The organism is Streptomyces sp. NPDC085524 (assembly GCF_044541755.1).
Lineage (GTDB): Bacteria > Actinomycetota > Actinomycetes > Streptomycetales > Streptomycetaceae > Streptomyces.
This window is the reverse complement of sequence record NZ_JBITTH010000035.1, coordinates 1-17,792: the sequence shown is the minus strand read 5'-3', so window position 1 is coordinate 17,792 and position 17,792 is coordinate 1. Positions and strand designations below refer to the sequence as shown.

General features: G+C 73.0%; 20 protein-coding genes and 1 pseudogene. 6 read left to right on the top strand and 15 right to left on the bottom strand.

All coding sequences use genetic code 11. The features are described 5' to 3' along the window. Positions 1-14: 14 nt before the first annotated feature. From ACIGFK_RS36980 to ACIGFK_RS36940, 9 genes are all read right to left on the bottom strand, one after another. Complete coding sequence (locus ACIGFK_RS36980; RefSeq protein ID WP_376657168.1) at positions 15-1,406, bottom strand: NUDIX domain-containing protein; 1,392 nt, start codon at positions 1,404-1,406, stop codon at positions 15-17. Then, the gene (locus ACIGFK_RS36975; RefSeq protein WP_376657169.1) at positions 1,403-1,534 is read right to left on the bottom strand and encodes a hypothetical protein; all 132 of its coding nucleotides are present in this window, start codon (positions 1,532-1,534) and stop codon (positions 1,403-1,405) included. Before ACIGFK_RS36975 ends, ACIGFK_RS36980 begins: the two co-directional genes overlap by 4 nt. Positions 1,535-1,660: 126 nt before the next feature. After that, positions 1,661-2,695, bottom strand: a complete 1,035-nt coding sequence (locus tag ACIGFK_RS36970; RefSeq protein ID WP_386473279.1) for a phosphotransferase enzyme family protein — start codon at positions 2,693-2,695, stop codon at positions 1,661-1,663. A gap of 94 nt (positions 2,696-2,789) precedes the next feature. Then, complete coding sequence (locus ACIGFK_RS36965) at positions 2,790-3,281, bottom strand: NUDIX domain-containing protein (RefSeq protein WP_400055365.1); 492 nt, start codon at positions 3,279-3,281, stop codon at positions 2,790-2,792. 175 nt (positions 3,282-3,456) lie between these two features. After that, a complete protein-coding gene (locus ACIGFK_RS36960; RefSeq protein WP_376657172.1) occupies positions 3,457-5,487 on the bottom strand; it encodes an ATP-binding cassette domain-containing protein in 2,031 nt (676 codons plus the stop codon). Positions 5,488-5,919: 432 nt separating this feature from the next. Next, a complete protein-coding gene (locus tag ACIGFK_RS36955; RefSeq protein WP_376657173.1) occupies positions 5,920-6,342 on the bottom strand; it encodes a secondary thiamine-phosphate synthase enzyme YjbQ in 423 nt (140 codons plus the stop codon). 81 nt (positions 6,343-6,423) lie between these two features. Continuing rightward, positions 6,424-6,777, bottom strand: a complete 354-nt coding sequence (locus ACIGFK_RS36950; protein ID WP_376657174.1) for a UBP-type zinc finger domain-containing protein — start codon at positions 6,775-6,777, stop codon at positions 6,424-6,426. Beyond that, entirely contained in the window at positions 6,774-8,246 is a 1,473-nt protein-coding gene (locus tag ACIGFK_RS36945; protein ID WP_386473307.1) for an ATP-binding protein, read from the bottom strand. The genes ACIGFK_RS36950 and ACIGFK_RS36945 overlap by 4 nt, the downstream gene beginning before the upstream one ends. 56 nt (positions 8,247-8,302) lie before the next feature. After that, on the bottom strand, positions 8,303-9,979 hold the full coding sequence (locus ACIGFK_RS36940; RefSeq protein WP_386473286.1) for an FAD-dependent oxidoreductase: 1,677 nt from the start codon (positions 9,977-9,979) through the stop codon (positions 8,303-8,305). 368 nt (positions 9,980-10,347) lie between these two features. On the opposite strand from ACIGFK_RS36940, the gene ACIGFK_RS36935 reads away from it, so the two are divergent. The 3 genes from ACIGFK_RS36935 to ACIGFK_RS36925 all read left to right on the top strand — a co-directional run bounded on the left by ACIGFK_RS36935 (position 10,348) and on the right by ACIGFK_RS36925 (position 12,478). After that, on the top strand, positions 10,348-10,572 hold the full coding sequence (locus ACIGFK_RS36935; protein ID WP_386473288.1) for a hypothetical protein: 225 nt from the start codon (positions 10,348-10,350) through the stop codon (positions 10,570-10,572). 63 nt (positions 10,573-10,635) lie between these two features. After that, entirely contained in the window at positions 10,636-11,151 is a 516-nt protein-coding gene (locus tag ACIGFK_RS36930; protein ID WP_376657177.1) for a GNAT family N-acetyltransferase, read from the top strand. Between the two features lie 265 nt (positions 11,152-11,416). Further along, a complete protein-coding gene (locus ACIGFK_RS36925; protein WP_400055362.1) occupies positions 11,417-12,478 on the top strand; it encodes a M4 family metallopeptidase in 1,062 nt (353 codons plus the stop codon). A 16-nt stretch (positions 12,479-12,494) separates the two neighbouring features. On the opposite strand, the gene ACIGFK_RS36920 is transcribed toward ACIGFK_RS36925, so the two are convergent. The 3 genes from ACIGFK_RS36920 to ACIGFK_RS36910 form a co-directional block, all read right to left on the bottom strand. After that, the gene (locus tag ACIGFK_RS36920; RefSeq protein ID WP_376657179.1) at positions 12,495-13,184 is read right to left on the bottom strand and encodes an AAA family ATPase; all 690 of its coding nucleotides are present in this window, start codon (positions 13,182-13,184) and stop codon (positions 12,495-12,497) included. Positions 13,185-13,315: 131 nt separating this feature from the next. After that, positions 13,316-13,861 carry an adenylate kinase gene (locus ACIGFK_RS36915; protein ID WP_376657180.1) on the bottom strand — a complete coding sequence of 182 codons (546 nt, stop codon included), beginning with the start codon at positions 13,859-13,861 and terminating at the stop codon, positions 13,316-13,318. 77 nt (positions 13,862-13,938) lie between these two features. Continuing rightward, positions 13,939-14,139, bottom strand: coding sequence for a hypothetical protein (locus ACIGFK_RS36910; protein ID WP_376657181.1), 201 nt, complete (start codon positions 14,137-14,139; stop codon positions 13,939-13,941). A 270-nt stretch (positions 14,140-14,409) separates the two neighbouring features. Here ACIGFK_RS36910 and ACIGFK_RS36905 point away from each other — a divergent pair, with 270 nt between their 5' ends. Further along, the gene (locus ACIGFK_RS36905; protein WP_376657182.1) at positions 14,410-15,318 is read left to right on the top strand and encodes an aminoglycoside phosphotransferase family protein; all 909 of its coding nucleotides are present in this window, start codon (positions 14,410-14,412) and stop codon (positions 15,316-15,318) included. Here ACIGFK_RS36905 and ACIGFK_RS36900 read toward each other — a convergent pair. After that, on the bottom strand, positions 15,296-15,556 hold the full coding sequence (locus tag ACIGFK_RS36900; protein ID WP_376657183.1) for a hypothetical protein: 261 nt from the start codon (positions 15,554-15,556) through the stop codon (positions 15,296-15,298). The genes ACIGFK_RS36905 and ACIGFK_RS36900 overlap by 23 nt on opposite strands. Positions 15,557-15,585: 29 nt before the next feature. Further along, positions 15,586-15,870 (bottom strand): annotated as a pseudogene (locus tag ACIGFK_RS36895) (oxidoreductase); the annotation flags it as partial. Between ACIGFK_RS36895 and ACIGFK_RS36890 the strand changes: the two are divergent. Together ACIGFK_RS36890 and ACIGFK_RS36885 are read left to right on the top strand one after the other, a co-directional pair. Further along, positions 15,794-16,363, top strand: a complete 570-nt coding sequence (locus tag ACIGFK_RS36890; protein ID WP_400055359.1) for a hypothetical protein — start codon at positions 15,794-15,796, stop codon at positions 16,361-16,363. The pseudogene ACIGFK_RS36895 and the gene ACIGFK_RS36890 overlap by 77 nt on opposite strands. Before the next feature lie 21 nt (positions 16,364-16,384). Further along, positions 16,385-17,029 (top strand): GAP family protein, encoded by a 645-nt coding sequence (locus ACIGFK_RS36885; RefSeq protein ID WP_400055441.1) that lies wholly within the window; start codon positions 16,385-16,387, stop codon positions 17,027-17,029. A 72-nt stretch (positions 17,030-17,101) separates the two neighbouring features. Here ACIGFK_RS36885 and ACIGFK_RS36880 read toward each other — a convergent pair whose 3' ends face one another. After that, a complete protein-coding gene (locus ACIGFK_RS36880; RefSeq protein ID WP_386473304.1) occupies positions 17,102-17,407 on the bottom strand; it encodes a hypothetical protein in 306 nt (101 codons plus the stop codon). Positions 17,408-17,792 lie beyond the last annotated feature (385 nt).

Genomic DNA, 17,792 nt, shown 5'->3' with positions numbered 1-17,792 from the left:
GTACGGGCCGGGGCCTACGCGTGGTGGTGGCGGCCGGTGCGGAGCCGGTGCAGGGTGCGCAGGCCGCGCTCGGTGACCTCGGGGTCGTCGTGGCGCATGCCGTACGCGATGCCGGAGACGGCGTCGAAGGCGGTCTCGCAGTCCAGGCGGAGCTCCTCGGCCGGGGTGAGGGGGCGGCCGTATCCGGCGAGGAACGCGGCACGCAGGTCGGGCCGGCCGGTCCAGGTGTCGCCCAGGCGCACCAGGTCCCGGGTCGCGGCGGCGTACTCCGCCCGCTCGAAGTCGAGCAGCCGCGGTTCGCCGCCGCCGTCGGCGAGCAGGACGTTGCGGTACTGCAGGTCCCCGTGCGTGGGTACGAGGACGGGCTGCGGCAGGTCCTCGTACATGCGGACCCGGGAGAGGACCAGCTCCTCGTCCCCGTCGGCGAGGCCGGGCCGGGCTCCCTCCAGATGGCGTTCCACCTTGCCCGCGGCCGTCGCGGTGCCGGTGCTCCGCTCGGGGGCGCTGCGGTGCAGGGCGCGGGCGAGGCGGCCCAGACCGTGCTGGACGCGTGCCTCGGCGGCCGCGTCGAGGACCATGCCGTGCAGCGGGCGCCCCGCCAGCGCCGTGACGACGACGGCCTGCGCCGCCGGGTCGGCCGCGACGAGACGGGGAGCCCGCGGCCCGAGCGCCGGCACCCAGGTCCGGTACGCGGCCACCTCCCGGTCGTGGAACTTCGGGCCGCGGTGCCGCTTCAGGTACCAGGTCCCGCCCCCGGGCCCGGTCAGCCGCCACACCCGGCTGCCCGTACGGGCCCAGGACACCTCCGTCACCTGCGTGATCCGGCCGACGGCCCGCTCGGCGAACATCCGCAGCCGGTACGGCAGCCCGGACCGATCGGCGGCCGGGCCGGTGAGCAGGCGGGTGCGGTCGGGGCCGTCCGGTGTGTGGGCGACGGCGTCGTCCGGCCGCTGGAAGTGCACCGCGGCGGGCAGCCCGGCGCGGTAGGCGTCCAGCCCGGCCCGGCAGTACGCCACCATCGGCGCGGGCAGGGCGTCCAGCTCGTACCAGCCCATGCCGTCACAGCGGTCCGGCTCCATGATCCGGGGCGGCCCGGACCACCGGCGCACCTCGAAGAAGACTCCGAGGCGGGACCGGGAGCCCGAGGGAGGGCGGTGGTGGACGGTGACGGCCGCGGTCACGTCCTCGGCCGCGATGAGCACGCCGGTCTCCTCGCGCGCCTCCCGGATCACCGCCTCCACCATGTCCTCGCCCGGGTCGAGATGCCCGGACGGCAGATGCCACAGGCCCGTCGCGTAGACCGGTCCGGCCCGCCGGGACAGCAGTACTTCCGGGCCCGGGCCGCCGTCGCGGCGCAGGACGAGATGGACGTCGACCGGCACGGTGTGCCGGGGGCCGCCGCTCACCGCGCCGTCCCGCGGTGGCGGGTGTCGGGAACCTGGGGCAGCCAGTCGGCCTCGCCGACTACCGTGAACCGGATCTTCCGGCACAGGCACCCGCCGCTGCGGGGCGCGGAGGTGGGCTTCGTCGTCATGCGCTCGTCTCCTCGGTGGAGGGGGAGTGGGAGTGGGAATCAGAGCCGGGGACGCGGATGCGGCCGGGTCCGGACGCAGGACCTGCCGACTCCGGCGGCGGGGCCGGAGCCGCAGGCGCAACGGCATCAGGTGAGGCGGGCACGGAGCACCTCCTCGGCCTCGTCCAGGCGACCGGTGAGCAGTTCCAGGGCCGCGTGCCGGGCCCGCCCGTACGCCTCGAGCCCGGAGGTGACCGCTGCCGGGTTGTCGACGGGCTCGGACAGCGGGTAGACCGAGCAGGCCAGGTAGCCCGCCGTCACCCTCGGCACGGCGAGCAGGTCCTCCACCGGGAGCCCGGGGTTCGCCTGCCGGTAGGCCACGACCGCCTCGCCCAGGCCCGCGGGCCAGTCGGGGCCGGTGACCACCGTGCGCGGATCGAGGACGATACGGCCCAGCTCCCACGCGGCACTTCGGTGGCGGGGCTGACGGAAGTCGATCAGGCCGACCACCTCCTGGGCACGCAGCAGCACGTTCGGGGAGGACAGATCGCCGTGCACGATCTGGGCCGTCAACGTCACCGGAAGGCCTTCGAGTACGGCCCCCACGCGGGGCAGCGCCGCGAAGCGCTCCTCCGCGGCCTGGCGGGCCCACACGGCGAACTCCCCGCCGGCGGTGCCCCGTCCGTACCGGTCGAGCAGCCGCTCCAGACGCATGCGGGCCCGCTCGGCGTCGCAGACCTCACGCGGATGAACCGGACGCGGGGGTCCGGCGGGATGCAGGGCGAGGACCTTGTGCAGCCGGCCCACCGCCTCCCCGACCGCGGCCCACCCGCGGCCGTGCAGGCCGCCTTCGGCAGTGTGCGCGCCGTCCACGTACGCGGAAACGGACACCGCCCTGGCGCCGGACGTCACGATGAGCTCGCCGGTCGACGTCCGCCGCACCGCGGGGACCTGGATCCCGCGGCTGCGTGCGAACTCGCCCAGCCGCAGCGCCTCCTGCTCTGCCCGGAGGTCCGTGCCCGGCGGATAGGACTTCACGAACCAGCGCCGGCCGTCCTGGCCCTCGGCGAGGTAGTTGTACGTCATCGTCCCCCGCGGGCCGTCGACGAGCGAGGCGGGGACGATCCCGTAGCTGCGCGGCAGGATGCCCGCCACGGCCGCCACCTCGGACTCCGAGCTCATCGCGGCACCGCCGACGCAGCCGACCCGGCCGACACCGCCGAACCCGCCGACGCCCCCGACGGGACCGGTCCGAGGCCTCGGCCGGTGGGCACGGTCACCATCCCATCTCCGTGTAGAGGCGGCCGGCCCGGATGCCGTCGATCGCGGCACGGGTGTACGGCACGATCCTGTCGGGGAGGGCATCGACGGGCCACCAGCCCCAGGACAGGCAGCGGTCGGGTTCCCGGACCTGCGGTGTGCCGGTCCACTGCCGGGCGCGGAAGACGAACTGCATGCGGGGCTGCCCGCCGGGGCGGTCCACGACGTGTACGACGTGTACGAGCTCCACGCCGGCCGGATCGACCGCGATCCCCGCCTCCTCCTCGGCCTCGCGGACCAGGCAGGCGACGGCGGACTCCTGCTCGCAGTGCCCGGCGAGGAAGTGGTGGGTCATGCCCGCGAAGGCGCAGTCGGGGTGCCGCAGGCCGAGCAGCACCTTGCCGTCCTGCTCCAGGTAGAGGTGGACGCCCAGCACATTGAGGCGCGCCCGGCCTCCCTGGCTGACCGGCGGCGCGGCGGTTCCGCGTGGGTCGTCGGACACGGTCATCACGAACTCCTCGACGTGGCGATGCGAAAGGGGGTGCGAAGGGGGGCGTGAACGGGGATGCGAAGGGGGGCGTGAAGGGGGATGCGAAGGGGGCCGTGAAGGGGGATGCGAAGGGGCGCGCCGACGGAGCGGCCGACCGCCGCGGACGAGCCGGGGCGGGGCGCGGGGTCCGGGCTCACGACCGGTCCTGCGCGGGCAGTGCGTCGTGGTCGCCGGCGGGCTGGGCCGGGAGGGAGTCGTCGAAGGCGGCGGCCTGGACGAGGTAGGCGTCGCGGAAGTCGCCCGTGCCGGTCTTCTCGTGCATCAACTCGGCGAAGGTCCCCGACTCCGCGACCCGGCCTTCCTTGAGGACGTGGATCAGGTCGGCGTGGCGTACGGAGTGCAGGCGGTGGGTGATGAGCACGATGGTCTGCCCCGTGGTCGCCGCGAGCGCCCTGATCTGGTCGAAGACCCGCTGCTCGGCGACCGCGTCGAGAGCGCTGGTGGGCTCGTCGACGATCAGGATGTCCGCCTGCCGGTACTTGGCGCGGGCGATCCCGATGCGCTGCCACTGGCCGCCGGAGATCTCGTGGCCGCCGCGGTAGCCGCGTGCCAGCAGCGTGCCGAGGCCCCGGGGGAGGCCCGCGAGGACCTCGTCGGCTCCGGAGAAGGCGGCCGCGCTCTCCACCGCCGGGTCGTCGATGGCCTGGTCGGGCAGGCCGGGCCGGCCGACCTGGCCGATGCCTACGTTCACCCGGAAGGTGAAGGGCCAGTGGTAGAAGTCCTGCGACATCAGGGCGACGCGGGCGAAGACCTGATCGCGGTCCGCGGTGCGGGCGTCGACGTCGTCCCACCGGATCGTCCCGCCGCCCTCGTCCGGCAGATGGAGCCCGGTCAGCAGTTTGACCAGCGTGGACTTGCCGGATCCGTTCGCCCCCACCAGCGCGATGATCTTCCCGGTGGGGAACGTGAGGCTGACGTCGCGCAGCGTCGGCTCAGGTTTCGCGGAGCCGCCGCTGCCGGGGTAGGTGAAGGTCACCTTCTCGAACCGGACCTCGCGGGGCCGCTCGGGAAGGGACTGCCCGCCCACCGGGATGGCCCGTGCCCGCGCTTCGCGGCACAGCCTCTCGAAGTCGGCGACGAACAGCGACTCCTGGTGCAGCTCGGTGATCTGCAGCACCAGGGTGTCGAGGCTGGCGGAGCCGGTCCGGATGGCCAGTACGGCCGTACCCGCGACGGCGAGCTCCATCGCCCCACCCCACAGCAGCAGTCCCAGGGCGCCGTAGGTGAGCAGGGTGGCGACGCCGCCGGCGCCGTCGGCGATGAGGCCGATCCGCGCCGCCCGGCGGGCCAGCCGGGTCTGCTCGCGTTCGCTGGTCTGCGCCATCGTCCGGAAGTGGCCCAGCAGGAACGGGCCCACGCCGTGGACGCGGACTTCTGCCGCCGCCTCCTTCTGCGTCAGCAACTGGCCGAGCAGATGCCCGGCACGGGCGTGCTGGACGAAGGCGTGGAACGAGACGTACCGCTGCTTGGCGATCGTCAGCGAACCCCACGCGCTCGGCAGGGTCATCAGCACCAGTAGCGGCAGCAGCACCGGGTGCAGGACGGTCAGCACACCGGCCGCGGCGATGAGGGACACCACGGCGTTCAGGGTGTTGGTGCAGTAGCGGATCATGCGCCGCGCGGAGTCCGCCCCGTACCGGGCGGCGTCCAGGAGCCGGTGGAACTCGTCGTCCTCGATCGCGGCGAGCTCCACCCGGTGCACCAGCCCCAGGTACTGCTCGGTCGCCACCCGCTGCACCTTCGGCTCCAGCGCCCCCGTGGCCGCCGTCGACGCCGACCGCAGCAGGGACCCGAGCAACGCCGTGACGGCGACGACCGCGACGGCCGGTACCGCCGCCGTGAGCCGTTCGTTGGTGCTGCCGGTGCCGAGGATGCAGGCCAGCACGCTGTTGACCGCGATCAGCCCCACGGCCTGGCTGACGCCCCGGACGGCCTCGGAGCCCAGGACGATGTGCAGGGCCCGGGCGTCGGCCAGGCTCGCGAGCCGCAGGCCCGTCCCGGCCAGGCGGGGCAGTTCCTTCGCCATGGCCCACAGGCCGAGCTTCAGCCAGGCGCCCTCGTGCTGCTCCCAGCCGATGTCGTAGGCGAGCTCACCGCCGAAGAGGAGCCGCTCGGACTCCGACACCCCCGCGGTGCCGGATCCGGTCTTCCCGTCCTTCGTCATGCGGCCCTCCCGGCATCCGGTCGTGACCCGCGGGAGCGGGTGGCGGGACCGTCAACAGGGCGCCCGGATAACGGTCGGGGGCAGCGGGCGGGCGTGGGGTGTTCGATTACTGCGGGTGGAGCGAGGCGGGGCTGCGGCGGTTTCACGAGTTCCTCCGGATAGGCGCACGGCTGGTACTGGTGCTCTAAGAACGCCTCCCGATGGGGGTGCGTCACGGGCGAATCCGCGACGAATGGTGAACGAATGTTCTAGCCGGCGCCAGTGGCCTTGGCGGGCCTGTGGCGGTGGCATTGAAACTCGCTCGAACAGGGTCGGGTCACCCGGCCGGGGGATTGTCGGCTGCGCCGGGGAACGAGCGCGCCACGGCCCACGAGTCAGGGTCCACGGGCCACGGCCCACGAGTCACGGACCGCGGGCCGCGGGCCGCGCGCCTCAGCCGAGGAAGGACAGCCGTACGGTGCGCCGCGGGTTGTCCCCGTTGGTGTCCACCAGGACGACCGACTGCCAGGTGCCCAGTGCGAGTTCGCCGCCGACGACCGGAAGCGTGGCGTGCGGCGGCACGAGCGCCGGGAGCACGTGGTCCCGGCCGTGGCCGGGGGAGCCGTGCCGGTGGCGCCAGCGGTCGTCGGCCGGCAGCAGCGTACGCAGGGCGTCCAGCAGGTCGTCGTCGCTGCCCGCGCCCGTTTCGATGACGGCCAGCCCGGCCGTCGCGTGCGGGGTGAACACGTTGAGGAGCCCGTCGCGCCCGCGGGCGACGTCGTCGAGGAAGCGGGCGCAGGCGGCGGTCAGATCGTGGACGGCCTCGGCGGAGCCGGTGGTGACGTCGATCGTCCGGGTGGTGAAGGTGTCTGTCATCCCCCCATCCTGGCGGGGCGCTCGCGACGGGCCGTCAGGCGTGCGGCTGCCGCCATGCGTTCGGCCGCGCCGTCGCCGCTTTCAGCGGTGCAGCCGGCTCGTCCAGTCCTGCGGGACCCGGTCGGCCGGTCCCGGCGCCGACTGGTCGGCCGGGTGGCCGTCCGGCGGTGTCAGTGCGGGGCCGGACTCGTACAGGGCACTGGTGTCGAAGTTCCAGAACCACTCCTCGCCGGGCTCGAAGCTCTGCACCAGCGGGTGGCCGGTGGACTTCCAGTGGGCCGTGGCGTGCTGGGCGGGGGACGAGTCGCAGCAGCCGACGTGGCCGCACTGGGCGCAGCGTCGCAGGTGGAACCACCATCCGCCCACCGCGTCGCACTCGGCGCAGCCGGTGCCGCTGGGCGGGACGGTCGGGTCGATTCCCTCGAGACTGGTCATGCCGGCTCCTCGGCGGTGTCCGTGGCGGTGTCCGTGGCGGTGGAGGTGTCCTGTTGCGGGGCGGTCAACGGCAGCAGTACCCGGAAACGGGTGTCGCCCGGTGCCGATTCGACCTCGAGGCTGCCGTGGTGCTTGTTGACGACGATCCGCCAGGAGATGTCGAGGCCGAGGCCGGTACCCTCGCCGACCGGCTTGGTGGTGAAGAAGGGGTCGAAGATGCGGCTGCGGATGTCCGCGGGGACGCCGGGCCCGGTGTCCTGGAACTCCACCAGCAGCCGGTCCCCCTCGCGGGCCGTGCGGACCGTCAGCGTCCCGTCGCGGCCGGTGCTCCCGATGGCGGAGACGGCGTTGTCGATGAGGTTGGTCCACACCTGGTTGAGCTCCGCCGGGTAGGCGGGCACGTCGGGCACGGAGCGGTCGTAGGCCTTGACCACCTGCACCGTGGGGCCGATCTTGCCGGACAGCATCAGCAGGGTGCTGTCCAGGAGTTCGTGGACGTCGACGACGCGGTACGGGGCCCGGTCGAGCTGCGAGTACTGCTTGGCGGCGTCCACGAGGTGGGAGATGCGGGCGGTGGAGTCGTCGATCTCGTCCATCAGCAGCTCGGTCTCGACCGTGTAGTTCAGCCAGCCGATGGCCGCGGGCAGGATGTCCTCGGCCACGGTCGCCGCGACGTGCTCCAGCCAGTCCGTGTCCAGACCGGCCTGTACGAAGGTCGGCGCGATCCGCCAGCCCTCCGGGATGCCGTGGTCGTCGAGCCAGTCGGCGAGCTCGTCCTCCCGGTCGGCCGCCTCCAGGGGGCTGAGCGCCGTTGCCTTGGCGACGCGCTCGACGGTCCGTTCCTGGATCTCGATGAGGTCGGCGATCGCCTCGCGCGAATACCCGCCCTGCGAGATGTGGGCCAGCTTGTGCCGCATCTTGCCGACCCGTTCGCGCAGTGTCGCGGTGGCCCTGACGGCCGCTGCGGCCGGGTTGTTGAGCTCGTGCGTGAGACCGGCGGACAACGAGCCGAGCGCCAGCAGCCGTTCACGCTGCCCGATGGCCCGCTGCGTCTTCTTCGAGCCGAAGAAGAGCCCCTCCAGCAGGTGCGCGGCCATGGGGAACCATTCCTGCATGATCTCCGAGAACGACTCCGCGGGCAGTACGAAGAACCTCGTCGGCTCGGTCACCCGCATCGTGTTGTTGTACGTCTGCGGTACGCGGTCGCCGAGGTAGGCCTGCATGGCACCCGCGTACACGCCCCGCTGCGAGGTGCGGCTCACCTCGACGTCGTCGCCGCCGACCCTGCGGTAGAGCACGACGGTGCCCTCGATCATCACGTAGAAGCAGGTGGCCGGGTCGCCCTCGGTGTAGACCGGGCCCGCTTCGAACCGTTCCACCCGCCCCTCGGAGCACAGCCGCCCGAGCTGCTCCGGGGAGAGCTTCTCGAACAGGAACAGCGAGGTGATCTCCTGCGGGCTGCACGGCATGACCTGCCCGCCCTGCCCGCCCTGCCCGCCCTGCGCGGCCTGTACGGTCTCCTCGCTCATGACTGCTCCAGGTACCGGTGGACGAGCATCACGGCCATGGCTCCCTCTCCGACGGCGGACGCGACGCGCTTCGCGGACCGGGCGCGCGCGTCGCCCGCCACGAACACGCCGGGAATGTTGGTCTCCAGGTGGTAGGGGGGCCGGTCCAGTTCCCATTCGGCCGGCGGCCGCCCGTCCGGCGTGAGGTCCGGCCCGGCCAGGATGAAGCCGTGCTCGTCTCGCAGCACCGTACCGTCCAGCCAGTCCGTGCGCGGGGCCGCGCCGATGAACACGAACATCCACTGGGCGTCGACGAGTTCGGTCTCACCGGTGTCCACGTCCCGCAGCGTCAGCTGCTCCAGGTGGCCGTCGCCGTGCGCGGCCTCGACGGCCGTACGGGTCCGCACCGTGATGTTCGGCGCCTCCTCGATCTGCTGGATCAGGTAGTACGACATCGACGCCGTCAGGGACTCCCCGCGCACCAGCAGCGTCACCGACTTCGCGCCCCGCGCCAGGTACATCGCCGCCTGCCCCGCGGAGTTGGCGCCGCCCACGATGTACACGTCGTGGCCCTGGCAGGAGGCCGCCTCGGTGAGCGAGGAGCCGTAGTACACCCCGCAGCCGGTCAGGTCATCACACCCCGGGGCCTGGAGCTGCCGGTACGACACGCCCGTCGCCAGGATGACGCTCTGCGCGGCGACCGCCGACCCGTCGGAGAATCGGACGACGCGCGCCGCGCCGTTGACCTCCAGCCCCGTGACCTCGCGGGCGGTGAGGATCTCGGCGCCGAACCGGCCGGCCTGACGGCGGGCGCGCTCCGTGAGCTGTGCGCCCGACACGCCGTCCGGGAAGCCGAGGTAGTTCTCGATGCGCGAGCTCTGACCGGCCTGCCCGCCCGTCGCGGATCGCTCGACCAGTACGGTCCGCAGCCCCTCGGAGGCCCCGTACACCGCCGCGCCGAGCCCGGCCGGACCGCCGCCGATCACCACGAGGTCGTAGAAGTCGGCGGTCGGCGTCGTCGCGAGCCCGACGTGGGCGGCCAGTTCGGGCGCATCCGGCTCGGTCAGCACGGTGCCCTCCGGGGTGATCACCACGGGGAGGTGCTGACCGTCGGCCCCGGCCGCCTCCAGCAGCCGCCGCCCCTCGGGTTCGTCGGAGGAGTACCAGCGGTACGGCACCTGGTTGCGGGCCAGGAACTCCCGCGCGTACGAGGACCGCGCCGACCAGCGGTGCCCGACCACCTTGGTGGCGGGTACCGGCCGGTGGTCGCTGGAGCGCCAGGCCGCGAGCAGATCGTCCACGACCGGGTAGAGCTTCTCCTCCGGCGGGTCCCACGGCTTGAGCAGGTAGTGGTCGAGGTCGACGACGTTGATCGCGTCGATGGCCGCGTTGGTGTCGGCGTACGCGGTCAGCAGCACGCGCCGGGCGCCCGGGTACACGCCGAGGGCCTGCTCCAGGAACTCGATGCCGTTCATCTGCGGCATGCGGTAGTCGGCCAGGATCACCGCCACCAGGTCGCCCCGCAGCTTCAGCTCCCGCAGAGCCTCCAGCGCGGACTCGCCTGACTCGGCGCGCACGATCCGGTACCCGGCGCCGTAGCGGCGCCGCAGGTCACGTGCGACGGCACGCGAAACTCCCGGGTCGTCGTCCACCGTCAGGATGACGGTCCGCCCTGCATCGGCGGCCTGTGCCATACGTCTCCACCCCAAGTGTTCTGGGCGGCCGGCAGCGGGAGCCGTCCGCGCCGGTTCCCGCCCATCGTATGTTCGATGGTCCGGCAGCGCCCCGGGACACCGCGGACCGTGCACTCCGGGTGTGCGCGCGGTCGCTGCCGGTCGGCGGCCCCGCGATGCTCCGCGGCCCCTGCCGTGGATCCGACGCCGCCGGCTGCCCGTGCGATGCGTCTGTCCGAGTGCCTTCCGGGCGTTCCGCGAGCGGGAAACGTGCGCCGGGGGTATGTCGATCCGCGCGAAGTGACCTCGGGATCGATGGGAGATCAGCCGTGTACGCAGTGGTTCGGCGGTATGAAGGGGTGACCGATCCTGACGAGGCGGGGCGCCGGGTGGATGAGGGATTCGTCCCGATCCTGCGCCAAGTCCCGGGATTCGTCGCCTACTACTGGATCGACGCCGGGGACGGGGTGATGGTCTCCACCAGCGTCTTCGACGACCGGGACGGAGCCGAGGAATCGATCACACGGGCGGCCGAATTCGTTCGCGAAAGCCTCGCTTCACTGCTGCCGAACCCGCCCCAGATCACGGCCGGCGAGGTCATGGCCGCCGGGTGACGGCTGCTCGGCGGCCCCGGAATCACCTGTCGTGAGCGGTGAGTTCGGTGACAGACTGCACGGATGATCGATGATCTGCCCGCCGGGCTGCGGGCCCGGCACCTTGCCGACGAAGACCACCTCCGCGTGCTCGCCGTACTGGACGCGTGGTGGGGCGGCCTGAAAGGGGAGGCGGGAGCGACGGAGCGTGCGCTGCTCCTGCCCCGGCTGTACTTCCAGCACTTCACCACGACCAGTTTTCTGGTGGAACGCGGCGGGGGCGAGATCGCCGCGTTCCTGGTGGGCTTCCTGTCGCAGACGGAGCCCGAAACGGCCTACGTGCACTTCGTCGGCGTGGACCCGGCGCTGCACGGACAGGGGGTCGGGCATGCCCTCTACCAGGCCTTCTTCACGCTCGCCCGGTCGCACGGGCGCCGCTACGTGCACTGCATCACCAGCCCGGAGAACACCGCGTCGCAGGCGTTCCACACCCGGCTCGGCTTCACGGCCTCGGCGGTGAAGCCGGACTACGACGGCCCCGGACTCGACCGGGTGGCGTTCACCCTCGACCTCTCCGCGGATCCGACGGCCACTCCTTGAAGCATCCGGGGCGGCCCTCGGGTACGGCCATCCGGCCGTCGAAGCAGCAGGAGTTCACCCTCCGGGTTCCTCGGCCCCCGCCGGGCGGCATGCTTCCATCGTCCACGCGGTCGGCGCACGCACAGGCATACGTTCGGCGAGGCCGCCGCGGAACCGAGCCGTCGCGCCGACTGCACAGGTCAGGACGGCAGGGGTCCGGTCCACGGTGCCTCGGAGCCCGGGGACCACCGCCGCTCACACCACCGCCCCACCCAGGAGGATGTCGATGGCTCGCCGCACCACCGCCCGCGGCCTCGTCGCCGCTGCCACCGCAGGCGTCGCACTGCTCGTGTCGGCCGCACCGGTCTGCGCCGCTCCCGGCGAAGGTTCCGCCGCGGGTTCCGCCGCCCTGCCGCAGGCGCGGATCTTCATGGTCAATCCCATCCAGTCCACGGGTGACCAGAGCCTCACCGACCAGCGGGACTCAGCCTCCGCCGTCCCGGGCTCCGCGTACGCCCTGGCCGAGTTGCGCAACCTCGACACGAGCGGCCGCCTCTCGGGGAAGTGGGCGTACATCCGCTCGGAGACCGGCGCCCCCGCCTCGGTCTCCGCGGCGGCCACGTACGACCGCAGCAACGACCAGTTCGAGCAGGTGATGGCGTACTTCTGGGTCAACGAGGCCCAGGACTACCTGCAGGGCCTGGGCTTCGGCAGCGAGCTGCCGGGGGTCAACGACCGCCGGCAGGCGGTGCGGATCAACCAGTACGGCGTCGACAACTCCTTCTTCACCGGCAGGAGGGGCGAGATCCGCTTCGGCAAGGGCGGTGTGGACGACGCCGAGGACGCCGAGGTGATCGTCCACGAGTACGGGCACGCGGTGCACCAGGCGCAGGTACCCGGCTTCGGCCGGTCCCCCGAAGCGGGGGCGATCGGCGAGGGCTTCTCGGACTACCTTGCCGTCGAGGTGGGGGAGAACGCGGTGCAGGCGTACGGCTGGCCGCGCCGTGCGGACCTGGCGTGCGTGGCGGACTGGGACTCGGTCCCGTACACGAGCGCCCCGCACTGCCTGCGCCGGGTCGACGGCAACAAGGTGTACGGGGACCTCGAGGGCGAGGTGCACGCCGACGGGGAGATCTGGTCGCGGGCGCTGTTCGACATCCGGAACGCGCTGGGTGCCCGTACCGCCGACCGGATCATCGTCAACGCGCAGTTCGGCTTCGCACCCGACACCAGCTTCGAGGACGCGGCGCTGACGACCATCGAGACGGCGCGCCGGATGTACGACGACGCGACGGCGGACGCGGTGCGGGCTGCCTTCGCGGCACGGCAGATCCCCGGCGCCGTGTAGTTCCCCCGCAGCGCGCTCAGGCCGGAGGGTTCCCGAACTCCACCTCCGTGGTGCGATCCCGCTGCCCGCGGTCGAACACCACCACGGAGCCGATCCCGGGAACCCCGGCCGGACCACCGCGGCCGACCTGCTGAAGGAACCTCGCGAGCCCCCTCTGGTGCAGCGCGAACACCCGGCGCGAGGCGAGCCGCCGACGGGCGCGCTGACCCGACAGGGCCTCCTGTGGGCCGACGTCCAGCACCACCATGTGCAGGGGCCGCCCGGCCCCTCGGGCGGTGCGGGCGAGCCACCACCGCATCCAGCTCCTGCTCCCGCAGTCGTGGATCAGGAGCGGACCACCGCGGCGCAGCTGGCCGCGCAACCGGTACATGTGGCTCAGCCGCGCCCAGGGCCTGTAGAGCGCATAGGGGATCCACGTCGGCATCCACGCCTCGAACGACGTGCGCGTGACGCGGGGATCGACCACGGACGCGGAACCGGACCAGGCCCGCAGCAGCGTGCTCTTCCCGCTCCCGGGAAGCCCGCAGACCATGACCGCCGCGTCGAACGGGTACGAGAGGCACACATCCCGACCGGCGGATCCGCGCAGGTCGAGCACTCCGAGCGGGGATATGAGTCGGCTCGGGCACGCGTCGGCGACCTCGCCGGAGGCCGGCCGCGGGACCGGCAGCCTTCCGACGCGGTCGGCGCTGATGGGTGTACTCACAGGGGCAGGCCGTCCGTACGAGGTTCAGAGGGCTCCGACATTACGTCACCCTTTGGCCTTCGGATGTGGAGGTGCGACCAGCCGTAGAGGGACCTCGGGGATGCTCGGACGGTGCCGGTCCGGGCCCGCGGCTACGGCCGCGGCTGCTGCCCGGCCGGGCGCTGGGCCCGCAGCCAGGCGTCGGCGGCCCGGGGCGAGCGCAGGCGCACCACGCGCAGCGGGGCGAACCGGGTGTCACCGGCCAGCCGGCCGATCTCCGCGCGCCGGGACCCGTACCTCGACCAGGCCCACCACGCGGGGTGGTCGGCGTGCAGCCACTCCCGCCAGCGCTCCCGGTTGCCGCCGAACAGCCGTTCCCGCGTGAGGCTCCGGCGCAGCGAGCGCAGCAGGACCCGGCGCATGACGACATGGCGCGGGTGGTCCGGCCACACCACGGTGTCGGCCCGCCGCCACAGGAGTTCCCGTACGGCCTCGGGCCCGTACGAGTCGAGGACCCAGCGCTCGCCCGCTGCGATCGAGGCGACGTCCGCGGCGTAGGACGGGCTGACCGCCCACCGCGGTCCCGAGAAGTGGAGGGCGTCCACCTCGTGGTGGGGGAGCCCGAGCCGCCGTTGCAGCTCCCGGGCCAGGGTCGACTTGCCGGCTCCGCTGATGCCGACCACGAGTACGCGGTGCATCAGCGGAGCCCAATGCCCCCGCCCTGCCCCCGCCGGTGTCGGGCGGTGCCGGGCGGTGCCGGATGTCCGCCGACGTGTCAGAGGGCGGGTTGGAGGCGCACGCAGCACCGGCCGGGTTCGGGTGCGAGGCAGGCCGTGAGCCCGCACTCGCCGAGTCCGGCGAGGACGCCGCCGAGGAGGTGGAGGTTCGTGCCGCAGACGGTTTCGGTGTGCTCGCGGGCGAGGGCGTGGGCGAGGGCGTTGAAGGGGCAGTTGCCCACGTACGGAGTCGGCGTCATCGACATCGTCGCCGACGTCGTCGTGGCCCTCGCCCCGCGCTTCGGCGGCTGGCTCGTGGCCGGCCGGCCCGCGGGCATCATCGTCGACCTGCAGTCGCCCTGGCCCGGCTCGCCCAGTACTACCACGGTGCGCAGGACGACCGTTGAAGCGGCGTACCGCCCCTGCCGGCGCCAACGCGCCGGTCGGGGCCACGGCGCCCCCCGGGTGCGTCGGCGCCCCGAGTTGAAAGTCGCTGGCTTCCCCTTCCTCCCACCGGCCAGACTGCCGATGTGACGCTTCACGAGAATGAGATCCCGGTCGACGAGACGCTGGTCCGGTCGCTGCTGAAGGCACAGCGCCCGGAGTGGGCCGACCGGCCGCTGTCGCCCGCGGGGGCCGGCACCGACAACACGATGTACCGGCTGGGCGACGATCTGCTCGTGCGACTTCCACGCACCGCGGACAACGCGCAGTCCGTCGGCAAGGAGCAGGAATGGCTTCCTCGTCTGGCGCCCCACCTTCCGTGCCGGGTTCCCGAGCCCGTCCACGCCGGGACGCCCACCGAGGCCTATCCCGTGGTCTGGTCGGTCTACCGCTGGATCGACGGCGACGAAGCCGGCCCGGACACCGTCCGCGACTGGACCGCCTTCGGAGCCGACCTGGCGGAGGTCGTGAAGCAGCTCCACCGCATCGACCTCATGGGAGCGACGCGCGCGAACGGCCTCAGCTGGTACCGCGGCGGCAGCCTGGAGCCGTGCGACGAGTGGGTCGGCAAGTGCTTCGACGCATGCCGGCCCCTCGTCGGCTCCGAACTCGACATCGACACCCTGGAACGGCTGTGGCGCGCCGCGCTGGCCCTGCCCGAGCCCTCCGGCCCGCACGTCTGGCTCCACGGCGACCTCAAGCCGACCAACCTCCTGGTCCGGGAAGGCCGCCTGCACGCGGTGATCGATTTCGGAGGGCTCTCGGTCGGCCTCCCCGACGCCGAGCACTCCACGCTCTGGGACCTGCCGCCGCAAGCGCGCCGGGCCTACTGGGACGCCTTGAACCTCGACGACGCCACCTGGACCCGCGCCCGTGCCTGGGCCATCGCGGTGGGCGTCAGCGGCCTCTCCTACTACTGGCGCACGTTCCCGGCATTCGTCGCCGAATGCCGGGCGCGCCTCGAGTCGATCCTCACCGACGCCGCAGCGCGCTGACCGCCGGATCACCCGGACGGTCCCCGAGGAACGAGCCCAGGGGATCCTCGCCCTCCGTCCCGCCAGACGCCCAGCCGCTGACGGACCAGCAGCCGGCCCAGACCTGCCAGTCCTTGCGGTCCAGCGACCGCCATCCGCGGATCAGGAGTGCGCGCAGCGCTTCCTTGTCCTCCAAGACCCGCAGTCTGCGGGCCAGACCGTCGTCGCCGGTGCCGATGGAGTACGGCGCACCGGGCACGGCATCTCCCTTGGCGGGGGAGCGGCGGGTCACTGGGCAGTCGCCGCGGGACGGACCGTGATCTCGTTTGCGTCGACCTCGGCCGGCTGGGAAACGGCGTACGCGATGGCCTCGCCGATGGCGGAGGCCGGCAGCGCCACGGCACGGTAGGCCTTCATGGCCTGCCTGGCATCGGGGTCGCCGATGGCGTCCGCGAGTTCGGACTCGGTCACGCCTGGGGAGACGAGGGTGACGCGGATGCCGCCGTCCGCCCGTCGGCCCAGGCGCTCGATGCACTCGGCCGACCCGGACAACCCGCGCCTGCGGAACCTCGTCCGCGACCTCACCGGGCACAGCAGGGATTTCACCCGGCTCTGGAACACCCACGCCGTGCGGGGCAAGACCTGGTATGAGGGTTGCCGCCCGCGGTGCGGTTTCCCGCGCAGCCCACCCTGCGAAAACCGCAGGGTGGGCGGACATGACCTGACCGCGGGCCGCGACGGGTCGGTGCTGCCTGGCCGTGGTCCGCCGTTGGTGAGCCGTGGCGTGGAGGGTGACGAGGAGGGTGAGGGCCCGGGCGCTGGGGGGCGCCGAGCGGATCACCGCCCGAGTGCGGCGTCCACGCCGCCGGAGGGGGCGTCGCCGTCCCCGCCCGCCGGGGGCGGGGGGCCGGGGGCCGGGAAGAGCGTTCGGGGGTACCGGCGTGGCCCGCTTGACCCGCCGGGCCGGTGGCCGCAGAGTCGGGACGCGGCGCCATGCGGGCGTCGGAACCCCTGCCCGCCGGGAACGCCGTGCAAATCGTCGTCCGGGGTGGCCGGACGGCCCTGATCTCCGGGAGCGGCTGTGCCGATGGTCGTCGACCTCGTCGTGATCGGTGTGGCCATCACCCTCGGACCGCTGCACAACAGCGGCTTCATCCTGCTGCTCGGGTCGCGCGGCGGCATCCGGAAGGGCCTCGCCTTCCTGCTGTCCTGGCTGGCCAACCTGGTCGTGGTGATCGCCTGCGTCGTGCTGCTGACCGGCGGGACGCCACCCGTCCACCACACCACGCCGTCGACCGCCGCGGACGCAGCCAAGCTGGCGATCGGCGTCGGCCTGGTGCTGTTCGGCATCTACCGGCTCCGACGGCCGCCCCGCCCTCACAAGCCGCCGAGCTGGACGGGCCGCATCGACAGCGCCTCGCTGGGCACCGCTGCCGCACTCGCCTGGCTGCTCCAGCCGTGGGCCCTGGTCGGCGCCGGCGCCGCCACGGCCGTCGACGCGGACCTGTCCTCCCTCACCGACTGGCTCGCCCTGACCGCATACTGCCTGCTGGCCACCCTCAGCATTCTGGCCATGGAGCTGTACGCCGCCCGGGCGCCGGGCGCCGCCCAGGCACGGCTGAACGCCCTGAAGGCCTGGCTCGAGCGTCACCAGGACCAGCTGGTCGTCATGCTCTCGCTGCTGGTCGGGCTCTGGCTGACTGCGAGCGGCACCTACGCACTCGTCGCCTGACGCGCTCGCCCGCCCCTCGTGGGTGCCGCGGCGGGGCCCGCCGCTCCTGCGGGCCCCGCCGCGGATGCCGTCCTACAGGGCTCCGGATTCCGCCACGTCACAGTCCGTGAAGCTGGGCGGCCGCGTGGAGAGGGCCGCGAGCTGCTTGGCGAGCTCGGCCGTCTCCGGCGCGTTGCTGTTGGCCATGGCGTCCTCGTACGAGTCGAACTCGACCACGGCCAGATAGCGGTTCGGGTTCGCCCGGTCGCGCAGCAGGGTGCGGTGCGTGGGGCCGAGCTTGCGGCCTTCCGCGCGGGCCGTCTGCTCGTACTGGTGGATGAGTTCGCGAATCTCGTCGGCGCGCTCGGTCTCGAAGTCGATGATCTGCGCGAACTTCATGGATCCTCCTGGTCCGCGGTGCCCCCGCGGGCCGGGGGCTCTTCCCGTCCAAGCAAGCACCGGCCGACCGGTACGGCAACTCCGCGCTCGGCAGACGGCTCCGTGCGCCGGTGTGGATGCATCGAGCGCCCCCGGGCGCGATCCGGACAGCGGGTCGGTCTTCCCGGAGGGATCGGCCGGCTACCGTCGGTGAGATTCGGGGGCCCTGCCGGTGAGGCGCCCCACAGGACCCAGGTCACATACGAGCCGGGCTAGTAGCCCCTGAGCGTGCCGCACGGCCTTCTCCTCAGCGGCCCGCTGCGGGGTCGTCGGGCCCGTCCTGCGAGGGCGGCTAGTAATCGGGGTCGTTGCCAGGCGCTGGGGGCGTCGGTAGAACTGGATGAGT

Excerpts from the sequence above, each read along its gene's own strand:
- ACIGFK_RS36975 (WP_376657169.1), bottom strand. The coding sequence starts at position 1,534 with ATGACGACGAAGCCCACCTCCGCGCCCCGCAGCGGCGGGTGCCTGTGC.
- ACIGFK_RS36970 (WP_386473279.1), bottom strand. The coding sequence starts at position 2,695 with ATGAGCTCGGAGTCCGAGGTGGCGGCCGTGGCGGGCATCCTGCCGCGC.
- ACIGFK_RS36965 (WP_400055365.1), bottom strand. The coding sequence starts at position 3,281 with ATGACCGTGTCCGACGACCCACGCGGAACCGCCGCGCCGCCGGTCAGC.
- ACIGFK_RS36960 (WP_376657172.1), bottom strand. The coding sequence starts at position 5,487 with ATGACGAAGGACGGGAAGACCGGATCCGGCACCGCGGGGGTGTCGGAG.
- ACIGFK_RS36955 (WP_376657173.1), bottom strand. The coding sequence starts at position 6,342 with ATGACAGACACCTTCACCACCCGGACGATCGACGTCACCACCGGCTCC.
- ACIGFK_RS36950 (WP_376657174.1), bottom strand. The coding sequence starts at position 6,777 with ATGACCAGTCTCGAGGGAATCGACCCGACCGTCCCGCCCAGCGGCACC.
- ACIGFK_RS36945 (WP_386473307.1), bottom strand. The coding sequence starts at position 8,246 with ATGCCGTGCAGCCCGCAGGAGATCACCTCGCTGTTCCTGTTCGAGAAG.
- ACIGFK_RS36940 (WP_386473286.1), bottom strand. The coding sequence starts at position 9,979 with ATGGCACAGGCCGCCGATGCAGGGCGGACCGTCATCCTGACGGTGGAC.
- ACIGFK_RS36930 (WP_376657177.1), top strand. The coding sequence starts at position 10,636 with ATGATCGATGATCTGCCCGCCGGGCTGCGGGCCCGGCACCTTGCCGAC.
- ACIGFK_RS36925 (WP_400055362.1), top strand. The coding sequence starts at position 11,417 with ATGGCTCGCCGCACCACCGCCCGCGGCCTCGTCGCCGCTGCCACCGCA.
- ACIGFK_RS36915 (WP_376657180.1), bottom strand. The coding sequence starts at position 13,861 with ATGCACCGCGTACTCGTGGTCGGCATCAGCGGAGCCGGCAAGTCGACC.
- ACIGFK_RS36910 (WP_376657181.1), bottom strand. The coding sequence starts at position 14,139 with ATGACGCCGACTCCGTACGTGGGCAACTGCCCCTTCAACGCCCTCGCC.
- ACIGFK_RS36890 (WP_400055359.1), top strand. The coding sequence starts at position 15,794 with ATGCCGCCGTCCGCCCGTCGGCCCAGGCGCTCGATGCACTCGGCCGAC.
- ACIGFK_RS36885 (WP_400055441.1), top strand. The coding sequence starts at position 16,385 with ATGGTCGTCGACCTCGTCGTGATCGGTGTGGCCATCACCCTCGGACCG.
- ACIGFK_RS36880 (WP_386473304.1), bottom strand. The coding sequence starts at position 17,407 with ATGAAGTTCGCGCAGATCATCGACTTCGAGACCGAGCGCGCCGACGAG.